Source organism: Streptomyces sp. McG3 (assembly GCF_018619185.1).
In the GTDB taxonomy this organism is placed as follows: domain Bacteria; phylum Actinomycetota; class Actinomycetes; order Streptomycetales; family Streptomycetaceae; genus Streptomyces.
In genome coordinates this window covers 1-14,114 of sequence record NZ_JAAXYC010000207.1, presented here as the reverse complement: position 1 = coordinate 14,114, position 14,114 = coordinate 1, and the positions used below count along the sequence as shown (strand labels likewise).

The following is a 14,114-nucleotide window of genomic DNA, read 5'->3' as shown; positions in this document are numbered from 1 at the left end:
GGTGATGGCGGGTGGTTCGAGGGCGGTCCAGGGCTGGGCGGAGGCGTCGAAGTAGTAGCCGCGTTCGTCGCGGTGGACCTGGCGGCCGCGGGTGAGGCGTCGGCGGGCGGGCCGGGTGCGGACGACGGTTCCGCGGCGGCGGGTGACGTCGACCAGGCCCTCGGCTTCGAGTCGGGCGACGGCTTCGCGGGCGGTCTGCTTGGCGACTCCGTGCTGTTGGGCGAGGTCGATGATTTTCGGCAGGGTGCCGCCTGCGGGATAGGTCCCGTCCTCGATGGCGGCGCGCAGTTCAGCGGCCATCTGCTGGTAGGCGGGGCTGCTCATCCGTACCTCCTGTTTCATGCGGATTCGGACAACCTCACTCGATAGTCCTAGCCCTATTGATGGTTTGTTGGATGCTGCCGAAGATAGTCCTAGTTCTAACGCACCGTTGGTGGTGAGGTCCATCGCTGTGGTCCGCCCACGGGCTCGCCGGGCATCCAGTGCGACCACCACACCGAACCGCAGCTGCCGCGACCGCCCGGCTACGGGTGCTTCCTGATCCTCACCAGTCTCACCTGGGGGTGACGCATGCTCCTCACCCTCGTACGCCACGCCGAATCGATCGAGAACGCGACCAAGCACACCAGCTTCTACCAGGACCCACGGCCGTGGAACAGCCAGGCCGCGCACGCCCTGTCCCGCGACCTCGTCGGGCTGACGCCGCGCGGCTACCGCCAGTGCCAGTGGCTGCGCACCGCGCTCGAGAAACTCGTGGGCCGCGAACCGTACGTGTACTCCTCGCCCTACCGGCGGGCCTTGGACACCGTGGAACTGGCGCTGCCCGGGTGGCCCGCCGACGTCACCGCCCTGCTGAACGAGCAGCACTACGGCGACGCCACGTACATGACCAAGCGTGAGCTGTTCTCGACCTAGCCCGAGTGCGAGGTGGACCGGCAGACCCGCAAGCACCTGTGGACGCCCCCGGGCGCGGGCGGCGAGTCCCTGGCGGTCGGCGTACTGCGCCGCGCGACGGCGTTCGTCGAAGGCCTCGATCAACGCGGCCCGGCCGTGGTGGCAATGACCCACCACACGGCGATCCTGGCGCTGCGCAGCGTGCTGGAGCGCAGGCCGGTGACCGAGCTGGTCGACGAGGCCCGGGTGCGCAAGACACTCAACGCGGGAGTCCTGGTCTACGAGCGCCGCAGCGGGCGTTTCCACCAGTTCAGTGCCGCCGAGCCGGACTGCTGAGACGGGAGTTCCGTGATGAACGACGTCGCCTACTTCAACGGGCCGGTACAGAACGGCGACTTCACCTTCGCCGAGCGGCCGGGCAAGGCCGCGGGCATCCGGCTCGCCGAGGCGCTGAACGCACTGCCCGGCCTTGCGCCGGTGCCGCACCTGTGGAACACCGTCACCCTCGCCGGGGACGTGCGCCACCGCCGCGCGCCAGACCGGGACACGGTCGGCAGGCAGCAGCGCGAAGAACAGACCCTCGCGGCGAAGTACGCACCCGGCCCCGCCCCGGTCGGCGGCCTGCTCACCGACACCGGCCATCAAGCGGCCGCCCTGGCACGGGAGATGACCAAGGCTCGGCTGGCCGACGGAACGCTGGCCATCAGGAACATGCCGGTCCGGCTGTGCGCCCGCTGCGGGCACATGGCCGGACCGGGAACGGCAGGCGACTGCCGCTCCTGCGGCCACGGTCGCGCCCGGGCGGCGCGTCGGCCGCTGCTGGTCTTCGACCGCACCGCGCACGGCCCGGTACTCGGGCGGGATGACGTCCACGCCGCCGGCGCCCGGACCCCGTCGCATCTGCTCAACATCGCGCACCACGCTCCCCAGCTGCTCGTGCTTTCCCATACTCGGGCGATGTGCGCGATTGGGTGCCTGGAGGGTTCCCGCTCGGCCATCGACGACGTCAAGTGCTGCGCGGACAAGGCATATCAGGGCACAGGCTCTGCTGTACGCGTCCCGTTCGGGGCAAAAAGCCGCCGGCTTGGATCGGCGTCACAACCGCGATCGCACCAAGATCCACAGCCTCGGCGAACGCACCATGGCCAACCTCAGATGCCGGTCGCTCCTGCGACAGCTCCCCCTGCAGTTTCACCTGAACCACCACAGTCGTCCGTGTCGTTCACATTCGAACTCGCCATCTGATCAAGAAGGAAATGGTTCAGTCCCTCACAATCTTCCCGTATTTACCTTTCATGCACGTTGGGTGCGGTCGGAAATTGCTTTCCTGTAACGGCCGTTGACCTGGGGTAATCGTGACTGTTCTATGTGCAGGTTGATTGATCCTTTGAAGCAATCGTGGGGATTTTGTGAGAACGTTGCAATATGGTCAAAGCGGTCATCGTGGGGGGAAACGTCGAATTCTCACCTCGCTGACAGTCCTGGCCCTCCTTGCGGGCACTCCGGTGCTCATAGCGGTGCCCTCCGCGCGGGCATCTGTACCTGAGACTGCCTCAGCGGCTGACCCGTCCCAGAACGCCCTGGCGCAAGCCTCTGATTCAGGGCAGCAGGTCGAGGTCGTAGAGGAGCGAACCGAGTACGAGACGACCTTTGCCAACCCGGACGGGGCGACGTTCACGCTGGAGAAGTCGATCGCTCCGGTCCGTGTGGAGAAGCCCGGCGGTGGTTGGCAGGAGCCGGACGCGACGTTGGTGAAGCGGGCCGACGGTTCGATCGGACCGAAGGCTGCGACCGTTGACCTCACGTTCTCTCCTGGTGGCAAGGGAGCCGGTCTTGTCACCATTGGTGAGGACGGTCAGACGATCTCCCTGGGGTGGCCCGGAGCGCTGCCCGAGCCGAGGCTTGACGGTGAACGCGCGGTCTACGAGAACGTGCTGCCCGATGTGAATCTGATCATGACGGCTACGGTGGAGGGCTTCCGGCAGGTGCTGGAGGTTGAGACACCTGCGGCGGCGGCCAGTCCGGAGCTGAAGTCCATCGAGTACTCCATGGCTGCCGAGGGCCTGACGATCCGTACGGGTGCGGTGGGCGCTATGGAGGCTCTGGACGGTAACGGGCGGGCGGTCTTCCGGTCTCCTACAGCCCAGATGTGGAACTCCGCCGGTAAGAGTGCGGGAGAGGGCGTCAGCACTCAGTCCCTCGCCGGCCGCCCGCTATCTGCGTCGGCCACCCGCACAGCCTCTGCCTCTGCCGAATCCGTCCCGGTGGCTCCCACCGCGGAGGGCGACCCGCTGGCGGGCCCTGGCGACGGTGACCAGGCAGCGGTGATGGATGTCGCTGTCTCCTCTGATTCGCTGACCGTTACCCCTGATGCGAGCCTGATCGAGCAGACCGCTCCGGGCGACTTCCCTGTCTACATCGACCCTGCGGTCAATGCGAACAAGTCCGAACGGACCGTGCTGTCTTCCGACGGCGATGTGTTCTACGACTTCTCCGGTGGCGACAACGGGATGAGTGTGGGCCGTTGCGGCTCCGCCGTGATCGGCGGGACGCGGTACTCCTGCACTACTGGTACGCCCTACACCAACCGGATGTACTACGAGTTCACCGCCGGCAATCTCAAGGGCAAGCACGTCCTGGACGCCGAGTTCACGGTGACGGAGACATGGTCCTTCTCCTGTGACGCCCGCTGGGTGGACCTGGAGCGCACCGACGGCATCTCCGCGTCCACGAAGTGGCCGGGGCCGGGCGGTCCGAAGTCGGACAACTCCTGGGACCAGATGGGCGACCGCAATGTCTCCCATGGCCGCGGCAGCGCCTGCAGCCCCTCCCAGCCTCGCGCCCCCGTCACCTTCAGCGACTACGCCCCCGAGCCGGATGAGAACCTCACTCCGACGGTGAAGGACTTTGCCGCGGGCAAGTTCTCGACGCTCACGCTGATGCTGAAGGCCAAGGACGAGTCCGACGCTGTGGCGTGGAAGCGGTTCGACGACGACGCGGTGCTGAGAGTCATCTACGTCGGCAAGCCCGCCGTTCCCACCGAGTACGGCTTGGAGACCGGCACGGGACAGGTCTGCAGCAAGGACCCTGCCAGGCCGGCTGTCTGGTCCGACCCGACGCCGAACCTGGCAGCGACCCCGCAGACCGCCTCCGGAGGCGAGAGCGGTGCGATGCTCCGCGCCTACTTTGACATCGATGTGAAGAACAGCGACGGCAACTGGTCAGACTCTGCAGAGCCTTCTACCGGTTCGCTCAAGCCCACCAGCGGCCACGTCGGTGACGGAGCGGACCAGAACAAGACCTGGGACACCCCCCTTATTGATGGGAAGCAGTACCGGTACGCCTCGTACACCCGCTCCTACTACGACACCTCGTACGCGAAGTATCTCGGGAGCGGTGCGTCTCCCTTCTGCTACTTCACCATCGACAGTGCGGCACCCAAGCCGCCCTCGATCACCTTCAACTCCGTCTACAGCGCCTGCCTTCCGGGTTCTTGTGTACTCGGTGGCAAGCCCGGCACCGCGGGGCAGCTGACCTTCGGCCCTGCGGCCGGAACGAGTGACGTGAATGTTGCCTACGCCTACAAGCTGAGCAGTGACGCTGCCTGGCGGCCCTGGAAGCCGGGTGCGACAGTCACCGAGAACATCATCCCCACGGACTCGGGCACGGTCGTTCTCAACGTGATGACCAAGGACTCCCTCAACCGCACCGGCGAGAACACGGTCCGCTTCCTGGTCGGTGAGGGCGGTGCCCCATTCGGCAAGTGGTCGTTCAACGAGACCTCCGGTGTCGGCTACGACCTCTCCGCCACAACCCCCGCTCTGCGTGACGATGTCACCCTGGCCGGAGCTTCCCGAACCTCGAACGGCCGTCGCGGGGTGGTAACCGAGAAGACCATCACCGACGGTGTGATGGGAGCGACCACGGCCACCGGTGAGGACAAGGGGCTGTCGCTGGCGAACTCCGCCTACGGTTCCACCTCCGGAAGAGTGCTGGAAACGCAGCTGTCCTACACCGTGGCGGCCTGGGTCCGGTTGGACACCACCGGGCGCAACTTCACCGTGCTCGGCCAGGACGGCACCCACTCCAGTCCCTTCTTCCTCGGCTACTGCGAGAACGTCAACCGCTGGTGCTTCCGCCTGGCCGATGCCGATACGGCTGCGACATCGCTGGACAACCAGCGGGCCGACAGCAAGCAGCCCGCCTCGGCCAAGGTCTGGACGCACCTGGCCGGCGTCGTCGACACCCAGAGCAAGAAGCTGCATCTGTACGTCAACGGCGTCCCGCAGAACTTCGATGACCTCACCACCGGCGCGTGGCCGTCTTCCGGTCCGCTCCAGATCGGCCGGGTGAAGCACAAGGGCGGCTACGTCGACCACTTCGCCGGCGAGGTCGACGAAGTCACGGTATGGCAGGAGGCGAAGGCCTCCGGTGACATCGCCAGGGACGCCAACCCGGTGGACACCAGTGGCAAGGCGTATGCCGAGCTCGTCGCTCACTACAATCCCGAGGCCGCCGCTGCGGGAGCCACCTCGCTCACCGATCTGAGCAAGTACGGCAACACGGTGACGCTCGGCTCCGGGGCGTCCCTGGACGGTACGGGTCTCGTCTTGAACGGCGACTCCGGCTCAGCCACCGCGCCACGCCGCCCGGTGGACGACACCGGTTCGTTCACCGTCGCCACCGAGGTCGCCGTGACCACCTCAGCCCTGGCCTCCAAGCCAAACGGCTACCGCGCCCAGATCATGGGGCAGCGCACAGCCACCGGCTCCTCGTGGGGACTGTGGCTCGAGAAGACCGGCACCATCAGCGAGCCCGTCCTCGACGAGGACGAGAACCCGGTTCTGGACGAAAACGGGAATGCAGTTCCTCCCAAGATCGTTCCGGTCGGCCGCTGGCACTTCGGACGTCTGACCGCCGACGGCACCGGAACCTCTGTGGCCAGCGATGATCTGGCTGCACTGGACACTCCTGTGGGGCTGGTCGGCACCTTCGACTCCAGGACTGGGAAGATCACGCTGTACGTCGGCAGCGGGATCCAGGGTGACCGGCTCGACTACACCGCCCAGGCCGGTACCGGTGAACTTTCTATCGGCAAGGGTTGGCTGAGCAGCGCGTGGGGCAACTTCCTGCCTGGCCGTATCACCGATATCCGCCTGTGGGCCGGTGCTGTCACCGACGAGACCCAGGTCACGGCAGTCGTCGGCTACTGACCCGCTGACGGACGTTCCCCGGGCCCAACAGCCCGGGGAACACACCCCTCCCTGCTGCGGGACCCGCGCGCTTGCGGCTGCGGCTCTGCAGTTGGCAAGGCACAGGCGAGCCGGATACCGCCGAGATGCGCCGAAGCAACTCTCTGCTCCGGCGGTCAACCATCGCGGTCTCGCTTCTCATCATCCCCGTGCCGGCCGGCACGGGGCTATCTCCCGCCCTTTTCTCCCGGAGAGAGTGCATGTCCAAAAGTTCCTCACCACCGTCTCGCCACCGAGCCAGACGAACAGCACTGCTGGTCTCCCTCGCTGCAGTGCTGTCAATACCCACATCGCTGACCCCCCTCGCCTCGGCAGCCGAACGCCCCGGCCGTCCCGGCGTATCCGATGTGAAATCCACACCAGTCAAGAACACCACCACACCGGGCGCGGCCAAGGCCCGTGCCAAGGTGGCATCGGCGAAGAAGGACGATCGGCGCAACTTCGACCGTGCCGAGGCCGAACGTGCTCACGCCACATGGCCGAAGCAGACTTCTGCCGCAACCGACCTGGACGCCGCCGGTGCGAAGCCGATCGGCCCGGTGACCATCGACGCCGTCACCCCCGACACGTCCTCCCGCCAGACCCGGTCCAGGGCAGGCGGCACCGCGAAGATCACAATCCTGGACCAGAAGGCCGCGGACAAGGCGGGCGTCACCGGCGTCCTGTTCACTGCCACCGCGGAGCAGCCCGGCACGGCCAAAGTCACCTTGGACTACTCCGGGTTCGCCTCAGCCATCGGTGGTGACTGGGCCGGGCGACTCGGAATCGTCCAGATGCCCGCATGTGTCTTGACCAACCCGGACAAGGACAAGTGCCGCACCACCACGTCGGTGGAGTCGGTCAACGACCCCCAGGCCCAGACGGTCACCGCCCGCACCACGATCGCCGCCGCCGACACCGGCAGTGCGCGTACCGTGCCCCACAAGGCCGAGGCCATCTCCGTCCCCACCGTCTTTGCTCTGACGGCTACGGCTGCGACCTCTGCTTCTGGCCTGGGGGATTTCAAGGCGACCGCGCTTTCGGCCTCCTCCTCCTGGGAAGCCGGCGCCTCCTCGGGCGCTTTCTCCTGGTCCTACCCGCTGACCGTCCCCCCGGCGGCCGCAGGCCCTGTCCCGTCGCTGGCTCTGTCGTACGACTCCGGCAGCATCGACGGCCGCACCGCGAACACCAACAACCAGAGCTCCCAGGTCGGTGAGGGGTTTGACCTGACCTCCTCCTACATCGAGCGCAAGTACGGCTCGTGCGATGACGACGGCCAGAGCGACAAGTTCGACCAGTGCTGGAAGTACGAGAACGTCTCCCTCGTGCTGAACGGCAAGGCCAGTGAGCTCGTCAAGGACGACGGCACGGGCGTCTGGCGGCTGAAGAACGACGACGCCTCCCAGGTCACCCACGAGACCGGCGCCACCAACGGTGACGACGGTGACGACATCGTGGGCGGCAAGGGCGACGGCAAGGGCGAGTACTGGAAGGTCGTCACCGGTGACGGAACGGTCTACACCTTCGGCCTGAACAAGCTCCCCGGTGCTGGAACCGAGCGGACCAACTCCGTCTGGACCGCCCCCGTCTTCGGCGACGACTCCGGCGAACCCGGATACTCCTCCGGCACCGGCTTCTCCGGCCGCGCCAAGACCCAGGCCTGGCGCTGGAACCTCGACCTGGTCACCGACGTCCACGACAACGCCGCCACCTACTGGTACAAGGCAGAAACGAACCACTACGCCAAGAACGGCGACAAGACCAAGCTCGCCGAGTACACCCGCGGCGGCTACATAAGCGAGATCCGCTACGGCCAGCGCGCCGACACCCTGTTCACCGGCCAGCCCTCCGGCAAGGTGACCTACACCTACAAGGAGCGCTGCACCGCCAGTGACTGCTCCTCGCTGACCAAGGACACCGCAGACAACTGGCCCGACGTCCCCTTCGACACCATCTGCTCCTCTTCGGAGACGGACTGCAAGGGCACAGCACCGGCATTCTTCACCCGCAAGCGGCTCAGCGACATCGACACCTACTCGTGGTCGCGTGCCGCCGAACCGGACGCCTACGTCCCGGTCGACTCCTACGCCCTCACCCAGAAGTTCTGGGACGGCCAGGACATCGATAACAGTTCCGACCAGAGCCTGGTCCTGACCAAGCTGGTCCGCACCGGCAAGACCGCCACCCCGGCCATCAGCGCGCCACCGGTGGAATTCACCTACCAGCAGCGCCCCAACCGCGTCGACGCCACCTTCGACGACATCCTGGCGCTGACGCGTCCGCGCATCGAGCACATCACCTCCGAGACCGGCGCGACCACCACCGTCGCGCTCTCCCCGACCGAGTGTGTGCGCGGCAGCAACATGCCGGCCGCCGAGGACGACAACAACAAGTCCTGCTACCCCGTCTACTGGCCGATCAATGGCGGTGACCCCGCACTGGACTGGTTCCACAAGTACCGCGTTCTCGCCGTCACCACCAACGACCCGGCCACCGGCAACCCCGGCACCGAATCCCAGTACTCCTACGCGACACCCGGCTGGCACTACAACGACGACCCCTTCACCAAGGAGAAGGAACGCACCTGGTCCTCCTGGCGCGGATACCAGAGGGTCACCACCACCAGCGGTGAAGTCGGCGGCACCCAGTCCAAGACCGTCAGCCTCTACATGCAGGGCATGCACGGCGACAAGAAGAAGGACGGCACCACCCGCACCGCCACCGTCCAAGGCATCGACCTGCCATCGGCCGACATATCCGATGCCACCGACACCGACTACTGGGCTGGCCAGCTCCGCCAGCAGATCACCTACAACGGCAGCACCCCGATCGCCTCCACCTTCAACAACCTGTGGGCCAAGCAGACCGCCAGCCAGCAGAAGTCGTACGCCCACATCAAAGCGCACTACATCCGCACCGCCCGCACCTACAACCGCACCTGGCTCACCGCGAGCAACAGCTGGCGTGTCACCGCCGTCTCGAACACGTTCGACGACACGTACGGCATGGTCACCAGAACCGAAGACCACGGCAACTGGTCGGCGACCGGTGACGAGACCTGCACCCGTACCTGGTACGCCCGCAACACTGACGTCGGTCTGACCAGCCCGGTCTCCCGGACCCGCACTGTCGCCAAGGCCTGCGCCGACACCGACGACAAGCTCGCCCTGCCAGCCCTCGCGGAAGGCAAGGACAAGCGCGGCGACGTCCTGTCGGACACCGCCGTCGTCTACGACACCGCCGGCTCCACCGTCACCGGCTGGGCCCCGGGACAGAAGCCCACTCTGGGCCTGCCCACCTGGTCCGGACGGGCCCAGGCATACCCGGCCGCCAACGGCACCGCCGACCGTAACCCCGCCGTCTCCGGCGGCTGGCAGACCCTCGCCACCACCGAGTACGACACCGCCACCGCCAAGCTCGGCCGCCCGCTCAAGGTGACCGACGCCAAGGGCCGCGCCACCACGACCGCCTACTACCCGGCCGCCGCCGGCCCGCTGGCCACCCTGGTGGTCACCAAACCCAAGCTGGCCTCCAACAACCAAGCCCACCAGTCCAGCACCTACCATGACCCCTCCCGCGGCACCGTCAACTACAGCCTCGACGCCAACCTCAAGCGCACCGAGAACACCTACGACGCGCTCGGCCGGATCACCGCCACCTGGATGCCCAACCGCTCCAAATCCGGCGGCGACAGCCCCAGCGCCAAGTACGCCTACGGCCTGGAGCGCGACAAGGCCCCCTGGACCTCGGTCGCCACCCTCAAAGCCGACGGCACCACTTACAAGACCGTCTACGCGCTCCTCGACTCGATGCTGCGCCCGGTCCAGACCCAAGGCCCCTCGCCGAACGGCGGCCGCATCCTCACCGACACCCGCTACGACTCCCGAGGCCTCGCCGACGAGACGTACGCCGATGTCTACGACAAGGACAACGCCCCCTCGAGCACCTACGCCAAGGTGCCCTACGGCAGCGGATCCCAGACCCTGACCGACCACGACGGCGCCGGCCGCGCCACCAAGTCCACGTTCATGGTCAACGGCGTCAAGAAGTGGGACACCACCACCACGTACACCGGCGACTCCACCGCCACCACAGCCCCGGCCGGAGGGAACGCCAGCCGCACCATCACCGACGTCCTGGGTCGGGTGAAGGAGACCCGCACCTACGCCGGCACCCAACCGGACGACACCCAGTACGGCGCCACACTCGGCACCCCGTACACCCGTGCCGCACACACCCACACCCGGGACGGCAAGCCCGAGACGATCACTAATATCGACGATACCCAGTGGTCCTACACCTACGATCTCTTCGGCCGTCAGCGCACAGCCACTGACCCCGACAAGGGAAAGTCGACCACCGGCTACACCGAGCTCGACCAGATGGACTCCATTACAGACTCCGAGAACAAGGTCCTTTTCTACGAGTACGACGAACTCGGCCGCAAGACCAAGCAGTGGCAGACCAGCCGCACCGACGGCAACCTTCAGGCCGAGTGGACCTTCGACGGAATCACGGGAGCCAAGGGGCTCCCGGTCGCCTCAACCCGCTATGAGGGAGGCAAGGGCCAGAGCGGCAGCAAGGCCTACACCAAGCAGGTCACCGCCTACGACGCCCTGAACCGCGCCACCACTGGCACGGTGGCCCTGCCGCCCACCGACGCTCTGGTCACCTCCGGCGCGGTCACGGCAACCAGCACCACCGAGGTCGCCTACCGTCTTGACGGCACGGTAAAGAGCCTCAGATCGGCTGCTGGCGGCGGGTTGGCGGCCGAGACCGTCACTGCCGACTACAACGCCGACAGCGGCCTGATCACCGGTCTGTCCGGCGCCTCCGGGTATCTCCTGGGAGCCAGCTACACCTCTCTCGGCCAAGTCGCCCAGCTCCAGCTCGGCACTTCCACCGCCGCCGGAACCAAGCGGGTCTTCCAGACCAACACCTACGAGGCCGGCACCGGACGCCTGCTCACTGCGGCAACCGACGACCAGACCCGAGGCCCTGTCCAGGACCTCAACTACACCTATGACCAAGCGGGCAACGTCACCGCCATCGCCGACCAAGCCGACATCGGCACCGGCATGGACAATCAGTGCTTCACCTACGACGGCAACAACCGCCTGACCGAAGCCTGGACACCCAAGACCGCCGACTGCGCCGTGACAGGCCGAACCGCCGCCAACATCGGCGGCCCCGCCCCCTACTGGACCTCCTACACCTACAACACCGCAGGGCAGCGCCAGAGCGAGAAACAGAACACCGGCACGCCGTTCACCCGCACCTACTGCTACAACGACCCGGACCACCCTCATGGCCTGACCGCCACCACCACCTCCACTTGCACCGGAGCCGCCGCTCAGTACACCTACGACAAGACCGGCAACACCACCACCCGCCTCGAGAAGGCCGGCTCAACCACCACTCAGTCCCTGCAGTGGAACGCCGAGGGCAAGCCGGTCAAGCTCACCGAAGGCACCACCGCCACCGACTACGTCTACGACGCCGACGGCGAGCTCCTCATCCGCCGCGACAACGCAACCTCCGGAGAAACCGTCCTCTACCTCGGCGACACCGAGGTACACCTCAAGTCCGGCAAGAAGTGGGCCAACCGCTACTACAGCGCGGCCGGATCCACCATCGCCATCCGCTCCAACCAGACCGGCACCGAGAAGATCAGCTTCCTCGCCGCCGACCACCACAGCACGAGCTCAATCGCCATCACCTCAGACACCACACAAACCGTCACCAAGCGCTACACCACTCCCTTCGGCTCCACCCGAGGCAATGCCACCGGCACCTGGCCAGACGACAAGTCCTTCCTCGGCAAGACCGACGACAAGACCACCGGCCTCACCCACATCGGCGCCCGCGAATACGACCCCACCATCGGGCAATTCATCAGCGTCGACGCTCTCCTTGAAACGACGAAACACCAGACGCTCAACGGCTACAGCTACGCGGCAAACAGCCCCGTCACCTACTCCGATCCCACAGGCACCTGCCTCGACCCAGGCAACGGACACTGCCAACCGGGCAGCGGCGGCGGGAACAACTCCGATCCCGCCTTCCCTCCGATCACGAGCGGTCCAAGCGGTGGTGGTGGCAGCGACGTCGGCGGCGACGGCGGTGGCGGCGGCGGAACCGCTGGCAACACGGATTCAGGGACCGGATCGACAAGCCCAGCAAATGCTGGCCAGGGTGATGCAGGGGGATCCCAAGGTCACGCTCTAAGCGGAGTCAGCATCGCCGTAGAAGTACTTGCGGGCTTGCTGAGGAACATCGCCTATAGCCTTGAGCTGGTCTATACATCGGTCAATACCAGCTGCTGGGGCGACAATCAGGTCGCAGGCGGATGTGATATCGGGGCTCAGTACGACGCTTGGGCGGCGCAGCAAGGCATCAATGTTGATGGCGACTCATACCTAGTCCCCGGCGCGCTCGCCGCGATGTTTTTGCACAAGCCGGGAAGAGGAGGAAAGGGGAAGGTCGGCTACGGAACGACAGACCTGGGTCAGTCGGTCCGCTTGCAACGACTCATCGAAAAGAACAACGGACTAACGAACTACGCGGCCGCCCGACTGGACGACGGCAACATAATCGTCGGAAAGTCGAACAAACACGTTCACGCGGAAGAACATCTGTTTCAGCAAGCCGGGAAGAGGAAAATAGTCGAGCTATATTCCGAGCGGGAGCCTTGCTCAAACAAGTGCGAGAGCCTGGTCAAGGATATTCCGTTTGTCTCGTGGAGTTTCAAGTGGAACCACCCGGACCGAGGCAAGCAGGACGCGATACGCGCTAAGGCTAATGCCGATTTGAAGGATGCGGTAAGATCACTCTTCAACTCGCCCTGATGTGAAATAGTGTGGCGCCCGCCCCTCTTCGGGCGCCACACGCTTACACCAATACAGAAAGAATGATAATGAGTAACGAAAGTATCGACGAGGAATCCCCCCAGTTTTCGATGATTCAGCTGCACTTTCGTGAACCCGTAGAGGATCCCGGTGTGCCAAAATATTTCGATGTTCCAGATGAGGCGGTCGGGTCGGTGTATCAAGCTCTAGATTCCCTGGAGCTTGTTACGATTGGAACGCATGGGGAATTTGTCAAATTCGGCAGCACTGGATTGTTCGGAAGTATCCTATGGGATCCGCACACCGGGCACGTGGTGCAATCCGGTAAAAGCCTGGACCATGTGGTCCTGGTTAATACCAACCTCGAGCGATTCTCCCTGTGTGTCCGCGGCCTCATCGAGCGATACCCATTTGATGCAGACGAAGGCGGCGATAGTTGGGATGCCGCTGCGCAAGACGTGGAGGATTTTGTACGCCACGCCGATCCGGAGGCGTACGCAACCGAAGGGAATCTGTGGTACGAACTCAAATGGGATATTATAAATGGAGATTTTAGTTAAGGACTGTCCCATCTGGTGGCGCTGATGCCGATCTCGATGCTTCCCCGCTCCGGGGAAGCAAAGGACTCGCCGATCGCACCGGTATGAGTGGACTGACGGGCAGCAACGTTCGTGGACAGGTATGAGCGAAGGGTGGTCGTCCGATCAAAGGCGGGTGACGGTATAGCCGGCGTCGTTGACTGCGGCGGTCCATACGTCGTGTCGAACCACTTGGTGATGTTCGGCCGCAGCTCGCTGATCATCTGCATCCGCTCCTCCCAGTCGTGCCCGACATCGCTGCGGCTGCCTTCGCAGCCGGCGCAGCCGTCCTCGCCGTGGATGTGGCTGGCCATTCAGGCGTTGACTGCGACGTTGATGATGACCGCCTACAGGTCGCCCTTACCTTTATCTCCCTCATGTGCTCCTCGTGCTTGACCAGGCCGGGGTTGATGCCGAGCTTGAACCCTCCGGGGAGCTGGTCCGAGCTGCTCGGCCGACCGATCGTGGACCGTACGGGCCCCTATATCTGGCTGCGGCGGGAGAGCGGGCTGGGCCTCGGCTTCCAACAGGCCGGGGAGCCCAGGCCGGAGAAGAACCGCATG

8 protein-coding genes and 1 pseudogene are annotated in these 14,114 nt (G+C 65.5%); 7 read left to right on the top strand and 2 right to left on the bottom strand.

All coding sequences use genetic code 11. The features are described 5' to 3' along the window. The coding region (locus tag HET64_RS26955; protein ID WP_215109759.1) for a winged helix-turn-helix domain-containing protein at positions 1-324 on the bottom strand (324 nt) is incomplete at its 3' end. Between the two features lie 246 nt (positions 325-570). Here HET64_RS26955 and HET64_RS26950 point away from each other — a divergent pair. The 6 genes from HET64_RS26950 to HET64_RS26925 all read left to right on the top strand — a co-directional run bounded on the left by HET64_RS26950 (position 571) and on the right by HET64_RS26925 (position 13,533). Then, complete coding sequence (locus tag HET64_RS26950) at positions 571-915, top strand: histidine phosphatase family protein (RefSeq protein ID WP_215109758.1); 345 nt, start codon at positions 571-573, stop codon at positions 913-915. Between the two features lie 12 nt (positions 916-927). Beyond that, the gene (locus tag HET64_RS26945; protein WP_215109757.1) at positions 928-1,230 is read left to right on the top strand and encodes a histidine phosphatase family protein; all 303 of its coding nucleotides are present in this window, start codon (positions 928-930) and stop codon (positions 1,228-1,230) included. Positions 1,231-1,245: 15 nt separating this feature from the next. Next, positions 1,246-2,139 (top strand): hypothetical protein, encoded by an 894-nt coding sequence (locus tag HET64_RS26940; RefSeq protein ID WP_215109756.1) that lies wholly within the window; start codon positions 1,246-1,248, stop codon positions 2,137-2,139. A 461-nt stretch (positions 2,140-2,600) separates the two neighbouring features. Further along, positions 2,601-6,107: a LamG domain-containing protein gene (locus tag HET64_RS26935; protein WP_308370388.1), complete on the top strand. Its 3,507-nt coding sequence runs from the start codon at positions 2,601-2,603 to the stop codon at positions 6,105-6,107. A gap of 446 nt (positions 6,108-6,553) precedes the next feature. Continuing rightward, positions 6,554-12,973, top strand: a complete 6,420-nt coding sequence (locus HET64_RS39700; RefSeq protein WP_308370387.1) for an RHS repeat-associated core domain-containing protein — start codon at positions 6,554-6,556, stop codon at positions 12,971-12,973. A 68-nt stretch (positions 12,974-13,041) separates the two neighbouring features. Then, positions 13,042-13,533 (top strand): SUKH-4 family immunity protein, encoded by a 492-nt coding sequence (locus HET64_RS26925; RefSeq protein WP_215109755.1) that lies wholly within the window; start codon positions 13,042-13,044, stop codon positions 13,531-13,533. On the opposite strand, the gene HET64_RS26920 is transcribed toward HET64_RS26925, so the two are convergent. Next, positions 13,530-13,865, bottom strand: coding sequence for a hypothetical protein (locus tag HET64_RS26920; protein ID WP_215109754.1), 336 nt, complete (start codon positions 13,863-13,865; stop codon positions 13,530-13,532). The genes HET64_RS26925 and HET64_RS26920 overlap by 4 nt on opposite strands. Positions 13,866-13,928: 63 nt before the next feature. Here HET64_RS26920 and HET64_RS39270 point away from each other — a divergent pair. Further along, positions 13,929-14,114, top strand: a pseudogene (locus tag HET64_RS39270) (hypothetical protein); the annotation flags it as partial.